The organism is Bradyrhizobium sp. McL0616, assembly GCF_049993385.1.
In the GTDB taxonomy this organism is placed as follows: Bacteria; Pseudomonadota; Alphaproteobacteria; order Rhizobiales; family Xanthobacteraceae; genus Bradyrhizobium.
In genome coordinates, this window is the sequence record NZ_CP188255.1 from 4,212,399 (window position 1) to 4,230,286 (window position 17,888).

At 64.5% G+C, this 17,888-nt stretch carries 16 protein-coding genes and 1 pseudogene; 13 read left to right on the plus strand and 4 right to left on the minus strand.

Annotation, left to right across the window (positions count from 1 at the left end; translation table 11 throughout):
* The first annotated feature begins 133 nt into the window (after positions 1-133).
* The 12 genes from ACPPVR_RS20485 (at position 134) to fabZ (ending at position 14,617) form a co-directional block, all read left to right on the plus strand.
* Entirely contained in the window at positions 134-2,449 is a 2,316-nt protein-coding gene (locus ACPPVR_RS20485) for a caspase family protein (protein ID WP_426615939.1), read from the plus strand.
* 210 nt (positions 2,450-2,659) lie between these two features.
* Positions 2,660-3,649: a 30S ribosomal protein S2 gene (locus tag ACPPVR_RS20490; protein ID WP_426615940.1), complete on the plus strand. Its 990-nt coding sequence runs from the start codon at positions 2,660-2,662 to the stop codon at positions 3,647-3,649.
* Positions 3,650-3,782: 133 nt separating this feature from the next.
* Complete coding sequence (gene tsf / locus ACPPVR_RS20495) at positions 3,783-4,706, plus strand: translation elongation factor Ts (protein WP_426615941.1); 924 nt, start codon at positions 3,783-3,785, stop codon at positions 4,704-4,706.
* Positions 4,707-4,766: 60 nt separating this feature from the next.
* Positions 4,767-5,483 carry a UMP kinase gene (gene pyrH, locus ACPPVR_RS20500; protein ID WP_426615942.1) on the plus strand — a complete coding sequence of 239 codons (717 nt, stop codon included), beginning with the start codon at positions 4,767-4,769 and terminating at the stop codon, positions 5,481-5,483.
* Positions 5,484-5,548: 65 nt separating this feature from the next.
* Complete coding sequence (gene frr, locus ACPPVR_RS20505; RefSeq protein ID WP_426615943.1) at positions 5,549-6,112, plus strand: ribosome recycling factor; 564 nt, start codon at positions 5,549-5,551, stop codon at positions 6,110-6,112.
* A gap of 121 nt (positions 6,113-6,233) precedes the next feature.
* Positions 6,234-6,992, plus strand: coding sequence for an isoprenyl transferase (locus ACPPVR_RS20510; RefSeq protein ID WP_426615944.1), 759 nt, complete (start codon positions 6,234-6,236; stop codon positions 6,990-6,992).
* Positions 6,989-7,831 carry a phosphatidate cytidylyltransferase gene (locus ACPPVR_RS20515; RefSeq protein ID WP_426615945.1) on the plus strand — a complete coding sequence of 281 codons (843 nt, stop codon included), beginning with the start codon at positions 6,989-6,991 and terminating at the stop codon, positions 7,829-7,831. Before ACPPVR_RS20510 ends, ACPPVR_RS20515 begins: the two co-directional genes overlap by 4 nt.
* Positions 7,832-7,835: 4 nt before the next feature.
* The gene (gene dxr, locus ACPPVR_RS20520; RefSeq protein WP_426615946.1) at positions 7,836-9,059 is read left to right on the plus strand and encodes a 1-deoxy-D-xylulose-5-phosphate reductoisomerase; all 1,224 of its coding nucleotides are present in this window, start codon (positions 7,836-7,838) and stop codon (positions 9,057-9,059) included.
* A gap of 44 nt (positions 9,060-9,103) precedes the next feature.
* On the plus strand, positions 9,104-10,255 hold the full coding sequence (gene rseP / locus ACPPVR_RS20525; RefSeq protein ID WP_426615947.1) for an RIP metalloprotease RseP: 1,152 nt from the start codon (positions 9,104-9,106) through the stop codon (positions 10,253-10,255).
* Positions 10,256-10,431: 176 nt separating this feature from the next.
* Entirely contained in the window at positions 10,432-12,954 is a 2,523-nt protein-coding gene (gene bamA / locus ACPPVR_RS20530) for an outer membrane protein assembly factor BamA (protein WP_426615948.1), read from the plus strand.
* A gap of 137 nt (positions 12,955-13,091) precedes the next feature.
* Complete coding sequence (gene lpxD / locus ACPPVR_RS20535) at positions 13,092-14,159, plus strand: UDP-3-O-(3-hydroxymyristoyl)glucosamine N-acyltransferase (RefSeq protein WP_426615949.1); 1,068 nt, start codon at positions 13,092-13,094, stop codon at positions 14,157-14,159.
* Entirely contained in the window at positions 14,156-14,617 is a 462-nt protein-coding gene (gene fabZ / locus ACPPVR_RS20540; RefSeq protein ID WP_426615950.1) for a 3-hydroxyacyl-ACP dehydratase FabZ, read from the plus strand. The genes lpxD and fabZ overlap by 4 nt, the downstream gene beginning before the upstream one ends.
* A 12-nt stretch (positions 14,618-14,629) precedes the next feature.
* Here fabZ and ACPPVR_RS20545 read toward each other — a convergent pair whose 3' ends face one another.
* From ACPPVR_RS20545 to ACPPVR_RS20560, 4 genes and pseudogenes are all read right to left on the minus strand, one after another.
* Positions 14,630-15,451 (minus strand): hypothetical protein, encoded by an 822-nt coding sequence (locus ACPPVR_RS20545; protein ID WP_426615951.1) that lies wholly within the window; start codon positions 15,449-15,451, stop codon positions 14,630-14,632.
* Positions 15,452-15,587: 136 nt separating this feature from the next.
* Positions 15,588-16,241 carry a hypothetical protein gene (locus tag ACPPVR_RS20550; protein WP_426615952.1) on the minus strand — a complete coding sequence of 218 codons (654 nt, stop codon included), beginning with the start codon at positions 16,239-16,241 and terminating at the stop codon, positions 15,588-15,590.
* A gap of 136 nt (positions 16,242-16,377) precedes the next feature.
* Positions 16,378-16,578 carry a response regulator transcription factor gene (locus tag ACPPVR_RS20555; RefSeq protein ID WP_426615953.1) on the minus strand — a complete coding sequence of 67 codons (201 nt, stop codon included), beginning with the start codon at positions 16,576-16,578 and terminating at the stop codon, positions 16,378-16,380.
* 106 nt (positions 16,579-16,684) lie between these two features.
* Positions 16,685-16,897: pseudogene (locus ACPPVR_RS20560) on the minus strand (LuxR C-terminal-related transcriptional regulator); the annotation flags it as partial.
* A gap of 185 nt (positions 16,898-17,082) precedes the next feature.
* Between ACPPVR_RS20560 and lpxA the strand changes: the two are divergent.
* Positions 17,083-17,877, plus strand: a complete 795-nt coding sequence (lpxA, locus tag ACPPVR_RS20565) for an acyl-ACP--UDP-N-acetylglucosamine O-acyltransferase (protein WP_426615954.1) — start codon at positions 17,083-17,085, stop codon at positions 17,875-17,877.
* Positions 17,878-17,888 lie beyond the last annotated feature (11 nt).

Consider the following 17,888-nt stretch of genomic DNA (forward strand, 5'->3'; position numbering starts at 1 on the left):
CTTACGCGGGGCTGACGCCATAGCCGCGCGCCATGCCGCCGCCTCAATCCGAGCCTTTCGTTCAAGTGCCGTTCAGCCAGCCGCGCGTCTCATGCGCGGTGACATCTCAACAACAATAACGGGCAAGCGAGCCATGCGCGGGACACACAAAGCGTTCATCTGCTTCCTTCTGCCGATCCTGCTTGTTGCGGGCGCGCCTGATGCGGCGCGGGCGCAGCAGCAGGAAAAGCGCATCGCGCTCGTGGTCGGCAACGGCGCCTACGCCAAGTCGCCGCTGGCGACCACCGCGAACGATGCCGGCCTGATCGCACAGACGCTGCAGGCGGCGGGCTTCGACGTGGTCGGCGCGCGCGATCTCGACGGTGACACGCTGCGCAAGAGCTTTCGCGACTTCATCCAGAAAGCGCAGGCCTCCGGCCCCGGCACCGTCGCGATGATCTATCTTTCCGGCTACGGCGTGCAGCTGGCCGGTGAGAACTATTTCATCCCGGTCGATTCCAACATCACGCGCGACACCGACATTCCGACCGAAGCGCTGCGCATCAGCGACTATGCCCGGCAGCTCGCGTCTATCCCGCTCAAGGCCAACATCGTCGTGCTCGATGCGGCGCGCGCGCAGCCCTTCATCGAGGGCGGCCAGCCGATCGCGAGCGGGCTGGCATTGGTCGAACCCGATCCGAACATGCTGATCGCCTTCAACGCGGCGCCGGGCACGGTGGGGCCCGAGGAGCCCGGGCCCTACGGCATCTATGCGCAATCGCTGGCCGAGATGATCCGCACCGGCGGCCTGGCGCTGCCGGAGGTGTTCGACCGCGTTCGCCTGCGCGTCAACGAGGCCTCCAAGGGTGCGCAGGTGCCATGGGACGACCAGAAGGTCGCCGCGCCATTCGCCTTTTTCGAGCGCGGGCCCGACGCGCCGCCGCAGGCCGCGCCCGACCAGGTCGCCGCGATCCGAAACAAACCGATCCGCGATCTCGGCGTGCAGGATGCCTATGCGGCCGCGCTCGAGCGCGACACGCTGCCGGCCTATGAGGATTTTCTCGCAGCCTATCCCGGTGATCCGCTGGCTAAGCGCGTGATGGCGATCGTGGCGGCGCGCCGCGAAGCGATCACTTGGCGGCGGACCTATCGTGGCGACACGCCGGACGCCTATTGGTCCTACCTGCGCCGCTATCCGCGGGGGCCGCACGCGGGCGATGCGCGGCGCAGGCTTGCGATTCTCACCGCGCCGCTCGAGCCGCCGCCGAGCTTTGCGATGATGGACTATGATGTGCCGCCGCCGCCACCGGAGGAGGTGGTCTATATCGACCGCCCCGTGCTGCTGTTCGGCGATCCCGTGTTCGGCTTCGCCCCGCCACCGCCGCCGCCGGTCTACTATCTGCCGCCGCCACCGCCGGACTTCATCGTGCTGGCACCGCCGCTCGCCGTCGTCGGCCTGTTCGTGCTGCCGCAGCCGGTGTTCGTGCCGATCCCGGTGTTTGTCAGGCCGCCGATCTACGTCGCGCCGCCGCCGAACAACATCATCTACCAGAACATCCACAACACCACGGTCATCAATACCGTGATCAACCAGCCGCCGGCGGCGCTGCCGGCCGGCAATGCCGCTGCGGCCGCAGCCGTTGCAGCGAACGGACCGGGGCGCGCGGCCGGGATGACGGCGGTGCCTACTGCCGTGAAGCTCCAGGCACAGGCGATCCAGGCCAATCCGAATCAGCAGCTCAAGCCGAGCCAGGCGGCGTTCGTCAGCAACCCGGCGGCAAAGCCGGCGGCGATGCTCGTGAAGCCGGCCAATGTCACCCCGGCTGCGGTCACTCCGCAGTCGCCAGCGCCAGTTGGCCACTCGCTTCCGGTTCCGGGGAGCCAGAATACGCCGGCCGCACCAGCCGGGGCGATCCAGGCCCCGAACAGGCTGGCTCCGACGGCGACGGCGCCCGCCAATGGCCTGCCGGCGCATCCCAATGCGGCGACGGCGCCGACCAACGCGACCGCTCCGGCCAACGCCGCGACCACGCCGAACTCCAAGCCGCCCGTTGCGCAAACGCCAGCGCTCGGCGGACCGGAGCAGCGCGCGAAATCGTTGGCACATGAGCCGGCGGTCACGCCGCTGACCGCGACCCCGGCCGGCAAGCCGGCCGCGACGTCGGTGAAGCCGAAGCCGTCTTCGCAACCGCCGGTCGCTGCGCGCGAGCAGATCAAGCCGCAGAATCAGCGGGCTGCGCCCCCGCCGGTGCAGGCGGCCAAGCCTGCGCCGGCCCCGCCGCGTCCGCAGGCGCTCGCAAGGCCGACGCCGCCTCCGCCCCGGGTGGCGGCTCCAGCGCCCCCGCGGCCCGCGCCGGCAGCCCGGCCGGCCCCGCCACCGCCACCCCGGGTGGCTGCGGCCCCGCCGCGTCCGGCCGCTCCGCGCCCTGCGGCCCCGAAGAAATGCCCGCCCAACCAGCCAAAATGCTGAGGGGCGGGGCGGAAGTCCCGGAGCAGGCCTTTCGAGGGCGACAAACGCCCTCGAAAGGCCCTTATTTCCTTGCTTCTGCTCGAAATCGCGCTATATAGCGCGCCATCTCACACGGAAGCATGGCTCACAAGGCCGTCCGGTGGCAGCCGGGGCGACAACGCTCCGTCTTGCTCACACGCTTCCGGAGGAACCAACCGGAGAATTAGAACTATGGCACTACCCGATTTCACTATGCGTCAGCTGCTTGAAGCTGGCGTGCACTTTGGTCACCAGTCTCACCGCTGGAATCCGAAAATGGCACCGTTCATTTTCGGCGCCCGCAACAACATCCACATCGTCGACCTCGCGCAGACCGTGCCGTTGCTGCATACCGCCTTGCAGGCGGTCAGCGACACCGTCGCCAAGGGCGGCCGCATCCTGTTCGTCGGCACCAAGCGCCAGGCGCAGGATGGCGTTGCCGACGCGGCCAAGCGCTGCGCGCAGTATTTCGTCAATTCGCGCTGGCTCGGCGGCACGCTGACCAACTGGAAGACGATCTCGGCCTCGATCAAGCGCCTGCGTCACCTCGACGAGGTGCTGGCCGGCGGCGAAGCCAATTCCTACACCAAGAAGGAGCGCCTGACGCTTCAGCGCGAGCGCGACAAGCTCGACCGCTCGCTCGGCGGCATCAAGGACATGGGCGGCCTGCCCGACCTGATCTTCGTGATCGACACCAACAAGGAAGACATCGCGATCCAGGAGGCCCAGCGCCTCAACATCCCGGTGGCCGCGATCGTCGACACCAACTCCGACCCGAAGGGCATCACCTACGTGGTGCCGGGCAATGACGACGCCGGCCGCGCCATCTCGCTCTATTGCGACCTGATCGCGCGCGCCGCGATTGACGGTATCGGGCGCGCCCAGGGCGATTCCGGCATCGACATCGGTGCTTCGACCCGTCCGGTCGCCGAAGAGCTGCCCTCGACCGCGGGCTTCCAGGGTCTTGCCGGTCCGCGCGGCACTGCCGACGACCTCAAGAAGCTCCCGGGCGTGTCGGGTGCGATCGAGAAGAAGTTCAACGACCTCGGCATCTTCCACTTCTGGCAGCTCGCCGAGCTCGACCACGACACCGCGCACAAGATCGGCGAAGAAGTCGGTCTGCCGAGCCGGGCGGATGCCTGGGTGGCCAAGGCCAAGGCGCTGACCGCGGAAGCGGAATAGTCAAAAAGAGCGATGGGTTGGCCGGATCAACTCCGGCCGCCATTTCAGTTGACGCGAATTCCTGAGATGGACCGCGGCGGGGCAGTTGGGTGCCACGCCGCGGCAAACCGGCAGGCAAAAAGGATTTTCAACGATGGCAACGATCACAGCTGCGATGGTCAAGGACCTGCGCGAGTCGACCGGCGCAGGCATGATGGACTGCAAGGCCGCGCTGACCGAAAACGACGGCAACCTGGAAGCCGCGCAGGACTGGCTGCGCAAGAAGGGCCTGTCGAAGGCCGCCAAGAAGTCGGGCCGCGTCGCGGCCGAGGGCCTGATCGGCGCGCTCACCAAAGGCACCAAGGGCGTCGTGGTCGAGGTCAACTCCGAGACCGACTTCGTCGCGCGCAACGGCCAGTTCCAGGGCCTGGTCAAGATGATCGCCCAGGTCGCTTTCGACGCCGGCGCCGATGTCGAGAAGATCAAGGCCGCCAAGGTCGGCGACGTCACGATCGAAGCTGCGATCAATGACGCGATCGCTACCATCGGCGAGAACATGTCGCTGCGCCGCGCCGCTTCGCTCGAAGTGAGCCAGGGCGTGGTGTCGAACTATGTCCACGGCGCGGTCATCGATGGCGCCGGCAAGATGGGCGTGATCGTGGCGCTGGAATCGCCCGGCAAGGCTGACGAACTCGCTACGCTCGGCCGCCAGATCGCGATGCATGTCGCGGCCGCCAACCCGCTTGCGCTCGAGCCGTCTGGTCTCGATCCGGCGGTGGTCAAGCGCGAGAAGGACGTGCTCGCCGACAAATATCGCCAGCAGGGCAAGCCGGAGAACGTGATCGAGAAGATCGTCGAGTCCGGCCTGAAGACCTATTACAAGGAAGTCTGCCTGCTCGAGCAGGCCTTCATCCACGACACCGGCAAGTCGGTGGCGCAGGCGGTGAAGGAGGCCGAGGGCAAGGTCGGCGGTCCGGTGAAGATCGCTGGCTTCGTGCGCTATGCTCTCGGTGAGGGAATCGAGAAGCAGGAATCGGACTTCGCGGCCGAGGTCGCGGCGGCCAGCGGCAAGAAGTAAGCGCCGGAACGTTCCTTCCGGCGCACCGCCGGAAGCGGCGCCCGGACGAGGAAAGTGCTCATGACTGATCCGGTCTATCGTCGCGTCGTGATCAAGCTGTCCGGCGAATATCTCGCGGGACAGCAGGGCTTTGGCATCGATCAGCCGACCATCGACCGGGTTGCCGACGATTTGATCGCCGCCCGTCAGCTCGGCACCGAGGTCGCCGTCGTGATCGGTGGCGGCAATATCTTTCGCGGCGTCGAGGTGTCCTCTCGCGGGGTTTCTCGCACGACCGGCGACACCATGGGCATGCTCGCCACCATGATGAACTGCCTCGCGCTCGAAGCCACGATCGAGCGCAAGGGCACCCCGGCGCGCACGCTGTCGGCGTTCGTCATGCCCGAGATTTCCGAGCTGTTCACTCGCACTGCGGCGCACAAATACCTCGCCGAAGGCCGAATCGTGCTGCTCGGCGGCGGAACCGGCAATCCGTTCTTCACGACGGACACGACGGCGGTGCTGCGCGCCGCCGAGATCGGCGCCCAGGCGGTGCTGAAGGCAACCAATGTCGACGGCGTCTACTCGGCCGATCCGAAGAAGGATCCGACCGCCACGCGGTTCGACCGGCTGACGCATTCGCAGGCGATCGAGGGCGGCTACAAGGTCATGGATGCGACCGCCTTCGCACTTGCCCGCGAGACGTCGCTGCCTATCATCGTATTTTCGATCGCGGAGCCCGGTTCGATTGGCGCCATGCTGCGTGGCACCGGCCACGGGACGATCGTCGCCGGCTGACGGCTCGCCAGTCGCCCATGGTGGGGCGCGGGGCGATGTCGCCGGGATTTTGAAGGAGAAGCGTGATGACCACGGGTAGTTTCGACATCAACGAAGTGAAGCGCCGCATGCAAGGCGCCGTGCAGTCGCTCAAGCACGAGCTCGGTGGTTTGCGCACGGGGCGCGCCTCGGCATCGATGCTGGACCCGGTTCAGGTCGAGGCTTACGGCAGTCACATGCCGCTCAACCAGCTCGCCACCGTCAGCGTCCCGGAGCCGCGGCTGATCTCGGTGCAGGTTTGGGACAAGTCGATGGTCAAGCCGGTCGAGAAGGCGATCGTCGATTCCAATCTCGGCCTGTCGCCCGCGACCGAAGGCCAGGTGTTGCGGCTCCGCATTCCCGAGCTCAACGAGGAGCGGCGCAAGGAACTCGTCAAGGTCGCGCACAAATACGCGGAAGCCGCCAAGGTCGCGGCGCGCCATGTCCGCCGCGACGGCCTCGATGTTCTCAAGAAGCTCGAGAAGAACCACGAGATGTCGGAGGACGACCAGGAGCGTCTGGCCGGCGACGTGCAGAAGGCGACCGACAGCACGATCACCGAGATCGACCAGTTGCTGGCCGCCAAGGAAAAAGAAATCCTCACCGTCTAAGGCGCGATGAAGTGTCATCGCGCTTTGGGCTATTGTTCGCGCATGATCTTTTCGGAAAACCGCTTCGCACTTTGCGCTAATGCGGCCCTTCGGGTCCGGATCGTGCTTTAAGGCCGCCTTCATGTCCAACGCCGCCGCGCCCGTCACGGAGGGACCCGACAGGTCCGAGGCGCCTGCGCATGTTGCCATCATCATGGATGGCAACGGGCGCTGGGCTGCCGCGCGCGGTCTGCCGCGGGCCGAAGGCCATCGCCGCGGCGTCGAGGCGTTGCGCCGCGTGGTTCGTGCCTCGCACGAACTCGGCATCCGCTACCTCACGATCTTCTCCTTCAGCTCGGAAAACTGGTCGCGTCCGGCGAGCGAGATCGGCGATCTCTTCGGCCTGCTCCGCCGCTTCATCCGCAACGATCTCGCGAGCCTGCATCGCGACGGCGTCAAGGTGCGCATCATCGGCGAGCGCGAGGGGCTGGAGGGCGACATCTGCGCGCTCCTCAACGAGGCCGAGGAATTGACGCGCGACAACACGCGCCTGACGCTCGTCGTCGCCTTCAATTACGGCTCGCGACAGGAGATCGCGAAGGCGGCGCAACGGCTGGCGCGCGAAGTCGCAGAGGGCAAGCGCGATCCGGCTTCGATCGACGCCGACACACTCGGCGCCCATCTCGATGCGCCCGACATTCCCGATCCCGATCTCATCATCCGCACCAGCGGCGAGCAGCGCCTGTCCAATTTCCTGATGTGGCAAGCCGCCTACAGCGAGCTGGTGTTCGTGCCGATCCACTGGCCCGACTTCGACAAGCCGGCGCTCGAAAGTGCGATCGCCGAATTCGCCAGGCGCGAGCGCCGTTTTGGCGGTCTTGTCGCGAAAACCGCCTCGTGAGCGAACCCGACGCCGCACCGGCCGGCTCGAAGCCTGCCTCAAGTAATTTCGTGTTGCGGCTGGCCGCGGCAGCGGTGCTGGCGCCGCTCGCCATTGCACTCGCCTATGCCGGCGGCTGGCTGTGGGCGCTCATCGTCACCCTGGTGTCGATCGGACTGTTCGCGGAATGGCTCATGGTGGTTGGCGCGGGATCGGCCGCGCTGACCGCGTCGGGGACGATCGTCCTTGCCATCATGGGATCCTGCGTCGCCTTCGGCGCACTCAAGACCGCCGTCATCACCGGCCTCATTGGCGGCGCGGTCGTGACCTTGATTGCGCGGGGGAAGTTCGTCTGGGCGGCCACCGGCTTCGCCTACGCATCGGCGGCGCTGCTGGCCTCGATCCTGGTGCGGCAGGATCCCGTGAACGGCTTTCCCGCGCTGATGTTCGTGCTGCTCGTGGTGTGGGCGACCGATATCGGCGGCTATTTCGCCGGCCGCAGCATTGGCGGACCGAAGCTATGGCCGCGCGTGAGCCCCAAAAAGACCTGGGCGGGCGCGCTGGGCAGCGTTGCTGCGAGTCTCGGAGTTGCGGCCGGCTTTGCCGCCTGCGGGCTCGGAAAGGCGGTTCCACTGCTGCTCGTGAGCGCCGTCCTGACCGTCGTTTCGCAGCTCGGGGATCTCTTCGAATCCGCCGTCAAGCGGCGCTTCGATGTCAAGGATTCCAGTCACTTAATTCCCGGCCATGGCGGACTTCTGGACCGTCTGGACGGCTTTGTCGCCGCCATCCTGGTGGCATGGATTATCGGCTTTCTCCGCCATGGTGTGCATAGCGCCGGAAGCGGTCTTATGGTTTGGTGAGGATATGAGCGCGGTCCCATTGCGTAACAACAAGGCTGCGGCGACGACCGTCCGCAGCGTCACGGTTCTCGGTGCCACCGGCTCGATCGGCGACAGCACGATGGATCTGCTGCGCGGCTCTCCCGAGCGCTATCGCGTCGAAGCCTTGACGGCGAACAGCAATGTCGAAGCGCTGGCAAAGCTCGCGAAGGAATTTTCCGCGCGCTTCGTCGCGATCGCCGACGCCTCCAAATTCGCCGAGCTCAAGGCCGCGCTCGCGGGAACGAGCACCGAATGCGGCGCCGGCGAAAGCGCTGTGATCGAGGCCGGCGCCCGACCGGCCGATTGGGTGATGGCTGCTGTGAGCGGCGCCGCTGGATTGAAGCCGGCGCTGGCTGCGGTCGATCGCGGCGCGCATGTCGCGCTGGCCAACAAGGAATGCCTCGTCTGCGCCGGCGACTTCTTCATGCAGCGCGCGGCGAAAGCCGGTGCCTGCATTTTGCCGGCTGATTCCGAGCACAACGCGCTGTTTCAGGCCCTGAGCTCAGGCAATCGCGACGAGCTGGTCCGTGTCATCATCACCGCCTCGGGTGGTCCGTTCCGGACCTGGAAGAGCGCCGACATCGAGCAGGCCACGCTCGCCCAGGCGCTGAAGCATCCGAACTGGAGCATGGGCCAGAAGATCACGATCGATTCCGCCTCGATGATGAACAAGGGGCTCGAGGTGATCGAGGCGTCCTATCTGTTCGCGCTGAGCCCGGACGAGATCGACGTGCTCGTTCATCCGCAATCGATCATCCACGGCATGGTCGAGTTCTCTGACCGATCGGTCGTGGCTCAGCTCGGCTCGCCCGACATGCGCACGCCGATCGCTCATTGCCTCGGCTGGCCCGACCGGATCAAGGGACCGGCAGCCAAGCTCGATCTGGCCAAGATCGGCCAGTTGACCTTCGAGGCCCCCGATTTCGAGCGGTTCCCCGGGCTCCGCCTGGCCTACGATTCGCTCCGGACCGGGAAGGGGGCGACCACCGTCTACAACGCCGCCAATGAGGTCGCGGTCGCCGCCTTCATCGCCGGCAAGATCCGGTTCGGCGCGATTGCGCGGCTGGTCGAGGCGACGCTGGAAGACTGGATCCGAGGCGGGAACCAGGCCCCCATGACTTCGGCGGATGATGCCATATCTGTTGACCATGTTTCGCGAAATAGAGCCGCCGCCCTATTGCCTCAAATTGCCTTAAAGGCATCCTAGGTAGTTCGGGGCCAGGGCCTTGCGGCGCTGGATAAGGGGAATCGATGTCTGACTTTTTCGTCCATAGTTTCAATACGTTGAGCCATGGGCTCCTCGGCTACGCCGTCCCCTTCCTGTTCGTGCTGACGATCGTCGTGTTCTTCCACGAACTCGGCCATTTCCTGGTCGCGCGCTGGGCGGGCGTTCGGGTGTTAACCTTTTCGCTTGGTTTCGGACCGGAGCTGGTCGGTTTCAACGACCGCCACGGCACCCGCTGGAAGATCTCGGCGATCCCGCTCGGCGGCTACGTCAAGTTCTTCGGTGACGAGAGCGAAGCCTCGACCCCGTCGGCCGACACCCTCGCGGCCATGACGGCCGAGGAGCGCGCCGGCAGTTTCCACCACAAGAAGGTCGGCCCGCGTGCTGCCATCGTCGCAGCCGGACCGATCGCCAATTTCATCCTCGGCGCGCTGATTTTCGCAGGCATGGCGCTGTACTACGGCAAGCCGAGCACGATCGCGCGCGTCGACGGCGTCGTCGCCGACGGCGCTGCTGCTTCGGCCGGCTTCAAGATCGGGGACGTCGTCGTGCAGATCGACGGCAAGCCGATCGAGAGCTTTGCCGACATGCAGCGAATCGTCGCGATGAGCGCGGGGTCGTCGCTTGCTTTCCAGGTGAAGCGGGATGGCGCAGTCATGTCGCTGACCGCGACTCCGGCGTTGCTCGAGCGCAAGGATCCGTTCGGCAACAGCCACCGCGTCGGCGTGCTTGGCGTGGAGCACAAGTCTCAGGCCGGCGAAGCTTCGACCGCGCCGGTCGGTGTCGTCGAGGCGCTCAAGATCGGGGTCGAGCAGGTCTGGTTCATCATCACCAGCACCTTCAAGTTCCTGGGCTCGCTGTTCGTCGGAAACGGCAATCCGAACGAGGTCAGTGGCGTACTCGGAATCGCGAAGATGTCGGGGCAGGCGGCCAGCGCCGGTTTCCAGTTCGTGATCAATCTCTGCGCCGTGCTGTCGGTCTCGATCGGCCTGTTGAATCTGTTCCCGATCCCGCTGCTCGATGGCGGCCACCTTCTGTTCTACACCGCCGAGGTGCTCCGCGGTCGTCCGCTGTCCGAGCGGACGCAGGAGATGGGGTTCCGAATCGGGCTGGGTCTGGTGCTGATGCTGATGGTGTTTGCGACCTATAACGACATCCTGCGAATGGCGGCGTCCTGATAGGGGCTTTTTTGTGGCGTTGCTCTTGGGCAACGTCTTGGAATGAAATTGGAATTGCGGCGCGCTCAGCCGTTTGCGGCGTCGGCGAAATTGGCTACAAGCGGCTTGAACTTGGGGAATCTCCCAGACCGGCGTTGGGGTTGGGTCTGGTTCGGAATGATAAGGGCGCGTTGCGCATGAAGTTTGGACTGCGACTCCGGGGGGGCTTGCTTGCCACCCTGATCATGTTCGGCGCGCCGGTGGTTGCCCCGGTCGGGGCTGTTTTTGTGTCTTCGTCTGCGCTTGCTCAGACGGTGCAGTCGATTTCCGTCGAAGGAAATCGCCGTGTCGAGGTGGAGACGATCCGCTCCTATTTCAAGGCGGGCCCCGGTGGCCACCTTGATCAAGGCGCCATCGATGACGGCCTCAAGGCGCTGATCGAGACCGGTCTGTTCCAGGACGTCCGAATCAACCGCGGCGCCGGCGGTCAGGTCGTCGTCTCCGTGGTGGAAAACCCGGTGATCGGCCGCATCGCCTTCGAAGGCAACAAGAAGATCAAGGACGAGCAGCTCACCGCCGAAGTCCAGTCCAAGGCACGCGGCACGTTCTCCCGCGCCATGGTGCAGTCCGACACGCTGCGAATCGCCGAAATCTATCGCCGTTCCGGCCGCTATGACGTGCGAGTCACGCCTGAGGTCATCGAGCAGCCGAACAACCGTGTCGACCTCGTCTTCACCGTCGAGGAGGGGGCCAAGACCGGCGTCAAGTCGATCGATTTCGTCGGCAACAATGCGTTTTCGTCCTATCGCCTGCGGGACATCATCAAGACACACGAATCGAACCTGCTGAGCTTCCTCGCCAGCAACGACATCTACGATCCCGATCGCGTCGAAGCCGACCGCGACCTGATCCGCCGCTTCTATCTCAAGAACGGTTTCGCCGACGTCCAGGTCGTGGCCGCGCTCACCGAATATGATCCGGAGAAGAAGGGCTTCAACGTCACCTTCAAGATCGAGGAAGGCCAGCAGTACCGCGTAGGTTCCGTCGATTTCCGCACCAGCATCGCCAATTTCGACCCGACCACGATGCGCTCCTTTTCGCGCGTCAATGTCGGCTCGCTCTACAACGTCGAATCGGTCGAGAAGTCGGTCGAGGACATGCAGATCGAGGCCTCGCGGCGCGGCTTTGCCTTCGCCGTGGTGCGTCCCGGCGGTGATCGCAATTTCGATGCGCATACCGTGTCGGTCGTGTTCAACATCGACGAAGGTCCGCGCACCTATATCGAGCGCATCAACATCCGCGGCAATACCCGTACGCGCGACTACGTGATTCGCCGCGAGTTCGACCTCTCCGAGGGCGATGCCTACAACCGCGCGCTGGTCGACCGTGCCGAGCGCCGTCTGAAGAACCTCGACTACTTCAAGAGCGTCAAGATCACGACGGAGCCGGGCTCCTCCAGCGACCGCGTGGTGCTGATCGTCGATCTCGAAGAGAAATCGACCGGCGACTTCTCGATTTCGGGCGGTTATTCCACGACCGACGGTGCGCTCGCCGAAGTTTCGGTCTCCGAGCGCAATTTGCTCGGCCGCGGCCTGTTCGCCAAGGCGTCGGTGACCTACGGCCAGTACGCGCGCGGCTATTCGCTGTCGTTCGTCGAGCCGTACCTGCTCGACTACCGCGTCGCGCTGGGTCTCGACTTCTATCAGCGCACCCAGCTGTCCAACAGCTACATCTCCTACGGCACCAAGACGCTGGGCTTCTCACCGCGCCTCGGCTTCGCCTTGCGTGAAGATCTGGCGCTCCAGCTGCGCTATTCGGTCTACCAGCAGGAAGTCACGCTGCCGTCCAACCTGGCGAACTGTAACAACATCGCCGGTCCGAACTTCAACCCGAGCCCCGCCTTTGCCGCCCTCAACGGCATCGACCTGAGTTCGACCAACGGCCTTGGCTGCTACAGCGACGGCGAAGCTTCCCTGCCGGTCCGCAAGGAGCTCGCGGGCGGCAAGACGCTGACCTCGGCGCTCGGCTACTCGCTGACCTACAACACGCTCGACAATAACAAGAACCCGACCGACGGCCTGATCGTCGACTTCAAGCAGGACTTCGCCGGCGTCGGCGGCGACGTCACCTACCTGAAGACCGTGGCCGATGCGAAGTACTACCAGTCGCTGGTGTCGGACCTCGTCGGCCTCGTCCATCTCCAGGGCGGTATCCTGACCAAGGTGGGCAGCGACCTGCGCATGCTCGATCAGTTCCAGATGGGTCCGAATCTCGTCCGCGGTTTTGCTCCGAACGGCATCGGCCCGCGGGATCTGAATCCCTTTGGTACCCAGGATGCGCTTGGCGGCACCAAGTACTGGGGCGCTTCGCTCGAATTGCAGATGCCGTTCTGGTTCCTGCCCAAGGAAGTTGGCCTGAAGGGCGCCGTTTATGCCGACGCCGGCGGCCTCTACGACTACCAGGGTCCGACGACTTGGGCGCTGACGGGCGAAACGACCCGCCCGCCGGGTTGTACGCCGTCGACCATCAATCCGGTCAATGCCGGAACCTGTACCGGCCTGATCTTTGACGACAGCAAGGTCATCCGCTCGTCGGTGGGTATCGGCCTGATCTGGGCCTCGCCGTTCGGCCCGCTGCGCTTCGACTACGCGGTGCCGCTCACCAAGGGTGGAAACGACCGCGTGCAGCAGTTCAGGTTCGGCGGCGGCACGACGTTCTAATTCGATCAGCAGGGCATGATCCGGCCCCTTAAGTTTCCCTTGGGGGCCGGTCTCCAAAAAGATCATGTTCAATCCATCAGATGAGGCATGATGCGGCCTGGCCGCTTCATGCCGAAGCCGGACCGCGACGGGGTGGAATGGCGCAGCCGACCTTCTTCACAAAGCCGCAAGCCTCGGCGCTGGCCGACATCGCCACGCTGGCCAAGGCGCAACTGGTCGACCCCTCGCGGGGCGGCCACATCATCACGGGCCTCGCTTCGCTCGATGAAGCCGGCCCGATGCATCTGGCGTTCTTCGACAATCTGAAATACGCCGACGAGCTCAAGGCCACCAAAGCGGGCGCTTGCCTGGTGAGCCCGCGCTTCGAGGCCCAGGTGCCGGCGCATGTGGCGGTGCTGCGGGCGACGCAGCCGTTCCGCGCCTTTGTCAGGATCGCGCGGGAATGGCACGGCGATGCGCTCAGGCCGCAATCCTGGGTCGGCAATGACGGCATCGCGCCGTCAGCCATCATCGACCCCTCGGCGCGGCTCGAGGACGGCGTCATCGTCGATCCCCTGGCCGTCATCGGCCCGGATGTCGAGATCGGCAGCGGCACGGTGGTCGGCGCCGGCGCCGTCATCGGCCCCGGCGTCAAGATCGGCCGGGACTGCAATGTCGGCGCCCGCACCGCGATCCAGTGCGCCCTGATCGGCAACAACGTCCTGATCCATCCCGGCTGCTCGATCGGCCAGGACGGCTACGGCTTCATCTTCTTCGGTCCCGAGGGCCATCTGAAGGTGCCGCAGACCGGACGAGTGCTGATCCAGAACGACGTCGAGGTCGGCGCCAACACCACCATCGACCGCGGCAGCCTGCGCGATACCGTGATCGGCGAAGGCACCAAAATCGACAATCAGGTCCAGATCGGCCACAATGTGACTATTGGCCGGCACTGCCTGCTGGCAGCCCAGATCGGGCTCGCCGGCAGCCTGACCATCGGCGACAACGTGGCGCTGGGAGCGAAGGTTGGCATCAACAACCACGTCAAGATCGGCGACGGAGCTCAGGTGACCGCGATGAGCGGCGTCAAGGACGACATTCCGGCGGGCGGGCGCTGGGGTGGTTTTTTTGCCAAGCCGACCAGGCAATGGTTCAAAGAGATATTGGCGGTGGAGCGCCTTGCGCGCGACAGCAAGGCCGATCCGAAGGATGAGGGACGGGAATGACGGAGGAAGCACCGGTCAAGTTTGCGCTTGTGGACATCAACATGATCCTGCAAACGCTCCCGCATCGTTTTCCGATGCTGCTGATCGACCGCGTGATCAACATCCGCACCGATTACAGCGGCATCGGCATCAAGAACGTCACCTTCAACGAGCCGCAGTTTCAGGGCCATTTCCCGGATCGTCCGGTCTATCCCGGCGTGATGATGATCGAGGCGATGGCGCAGACCGCGGGCGTGATCGGCATCAAGTCGGTCGAAGGCACCGAGAAGCCGCGGGCGGTGTATTTCCTCACCATCGACAAGTGCAAATTCCGCAAGCCCGTGCTGCCCGGCGATACCATCGAATACCACATGCGTTCGGTCGGCCGCCGCAAGGCGATGTGGTGGTTTCACGGCGACGCCAAGGTCAACGGCCAGGTCGTCGCGGAAGCCGATGTCGGAGCCATGCTGACGGATTGAGAGGCGGCGGCGCTATTTCTGCCGTACGTTGAGCGTGACCACGCCGTGATTGACGACGATCTCGACTCGTAGCGGGGTCCATTGTCCTGGCGGCAGTTCGTAGACAATGCTGGTAGTGACACGCGCGAGATTGCCGACCTCGTGAACCGCAGGTGGATGCGGAAGTGTGGCGCGATGCCCGGCCGCATCCAGCATGGTCACGGCGAACGATGTGGCATCCAGCGGCGGCAGCCCGGCGTTGCGGCTGATCACCACGTGCAGCTCCGGCTCACCGGAGACTGAATTGTGTGTGTAGAACGCGCCGACGATCTTGTCTGCAGGCCCTAGCCCGACTGCGGCGATGGCCGAATGGGATTCCGTCACGATGCTCCCCTGGCTCGTCCACGACTTCGAGATCAGGACCGCGCCACCTTGTGCGGCATTGATCGCCTTTCCCTCGAAGGCCAGATCGATGCTGTAGGTGTTGCCTGCACTGATGTTGCTGAAGCCGGGCGCATCGTACATCCTGAATTCGCACCCGTCGCTCCGGTTGGGCAGGAAATGATTGTAGGGATGCGCCGGGCAAATGCGATAGCCGTAGGCGGTACAGCCTGTCGGCCGGCAGCCGTCCTCCTGGAGCACGGTCGGCATGAGAACGACGGATCCGCACAGGACGTGGCTGAGTGCGGAGCCGTTCGCCTTGAACGCTCCGCTGACGTATTGGCGGTACTCGCCTTGTCCGCAGTCACCCGAAAAGGTCGCGGACACATTGAACGGCGCGTTGTAATTCCGGTCGTGTATCGCCGGCGCCACGTTTCCGGCGGGCGTGACGAAAGATGTGCAGCTGACGGTCACGTTGACCTCCCTTGATGTCGCACGTCGTTAACCTGGCTGACGAATTCCGCTGAGTTGACGAAGGCGCGCGCCGTCGCTTGGCCGGCGGACACGATCCGCCGGCGGGCGGTGGTTGCGGCCTTCGACGCTATTGGTTTCAGAAGTATTGGGTGGTGAACGATCCGTCGGGGTTCTGCGTCACGACGGCGCTGGTTTGGGCCCGGCCCGTGAAACTGACGGCGCCGGCGTTGGTCGAAGCCACCGTATAGTCGATGACTTGGCCGGCTGTATAAGCGCCGTCGGCGACGTAGAAATTGATCACGGGCGTGACGTTGAAGGTGTCGTTGGGCTCAGCGAGAAAAGTCGCGACGGGGGAGGGAATGCCGGGCACGTTACCGGGGCGTGCAAGCCCGAACAGATAGCCGTTGGACGCGTTGAAGTCGTTCGTTGCGATGATCCGGTAGGATCCCGACATGGCGCCGCCGGCCGCGACCGTGCCGAATCCGATAGCGCCCGAACCGACGAAGGGCACGCTGTCATTCTTGCTGGTATCGACCGCGGCAACACCGCCTTGTCCCATCGTGGTGCCCGGCGCGATCGGCAGCGTCGCGGTGGCCCAATACGCATAGGTCTCGTCGGTATAGGTGACTGTGTCATTGCTCCCTGGTCGGATGCTGCCGAAGGTCACCCACGCGTTCGTGTAGACCACCGGCTGACCGCCGGTCGAGGTGACTTGCGGCGGTTGCATAAACAGAACGTAGCTCTTCGTGAAACCCGACGAGTTCAGAACCCTGATCGTATAGGTCGCCATGGTGCACCTCCTTGAAGCGTTGCGGGGAAACCGATTGGCCGGCGGTGCGAGCTTGCGATCCGCCATCATCCAAGATCTCGGCGTCGATAGATCCAAGATACAACGTAAGGGTGCGTCAAAGACGTGGCTCACGCTATTACTCCGATGGCGTACTCGGGCGAAGCAAGGCAGCGGCATGCATCAGCTCGGCCATGCTGTGCACGCCGAGCCTGCGCATCGCGTTCTCACGATGCTTGCGCACCGTCAGCGGACTGATCCGAAGGCGTCTTGCGATTTCCTTGCTGGTCAGGCCATCGGCGACGAGGCGCACCACCTCGACCTCGCGCGGGCGCAACACTCCGGTCGCGAAAAGACGTTGTGATTTCTGCGGGCGCGTGCGCGATCGCGTGCGTGGTCAATTGGGCTGAGGTTCTCAGATTCAACTTGCGAAGCATGTTCGCACGGTGCTTTCGCACCGTGAACTCCGAAATCTTGAGCATGCTCGCGATCTGGCGGCAATTCATCTGCGCGCCGATCAGGGCCAGTATCTCCTTCTCCCTTCCGGTAAGAGGCGACATAGGAGAGCGCTCAAGATCGGACGGCGGATGCGTGAATAAGAGGGTGCACCGTAAAATAAAACAATTAAAGGTTGATGTCAGGCTTAATCGCTGAATCATCGATGCCCTGTCGACCTAACGGGAGTGGTGGGCATGAACGATGAATGAGGTTAGTGGCGGCAGGGCCCGTCGGTCCTGAAATACGGCGTAATCAGACGTCACTGGACAGCTTGATACGCACACGGTAACCAGCTGGAAATTCGACATATTGGACCGCGGCCCGGAGGCCGTGACGAGAGCTTTTGATGAGTAAGATCGACCCCGTCGCGCGGGTGGAAGACGGCGCCGTGATCGGTGAGGGCACCGAGATCGGGCCCTATTGCATCATTGGCCCGCATGTCGTGATCGGCAAAAACTGCAAGCTGATCGGACATGTGCACATCACGGCGCAGACCACGATCGGCGACGATTGCACCATCTATCCGTTCGCCTCCCTGGGCACGCCGCCGCAATCGCTCAGCTATCGTGGCGAGCTGACGAAGCTGACGATCGGCTCCTCCTGCACGATCCGCGAATCCGTGACCATGAACGCTGGCACGGTCGCGGGCGGCGGCATCACAGAGGTCGGCGACCGCAACTATTTCATGAACTGCAGCCATGTCGGCCATGACTGCCATGTCGGCAACGACGTGATCTTCGCGACCTCGGCGACGCTCGGCGGTCACTGCGAGATCGGCGACTTCGTCTTCATCGGCGGTCTGTCCGCCGTACACCAGTTCACCCGCATCGGTCCGCAGGTCATGGTCGGCGGGGTCTGCGGCGTGCGCGACGACATCATTCCGTTCGGCCTCGTCAACGGCCAGTATGCAGCGCTCGAGGGCCTCAACATCATCGGCATGAAGCGGCGCAAATTCACCAAGCAGCGGCTGGCGTCCGTGCGTGCGTTCTACCAGAAGCTTTTCCACGGCGCCGGCATGTTCGCCGAGCGGCTCGAATCGGTGCGGCCGCTCGCCGGCGAAGATCCCGCGATTGCCGAAATCCTCGATTTTATCGGCAAGGGTAAGCATCGCCCGCTCTGTCTCCCCGCCATCGCGAAGTGATCCTGGGATGG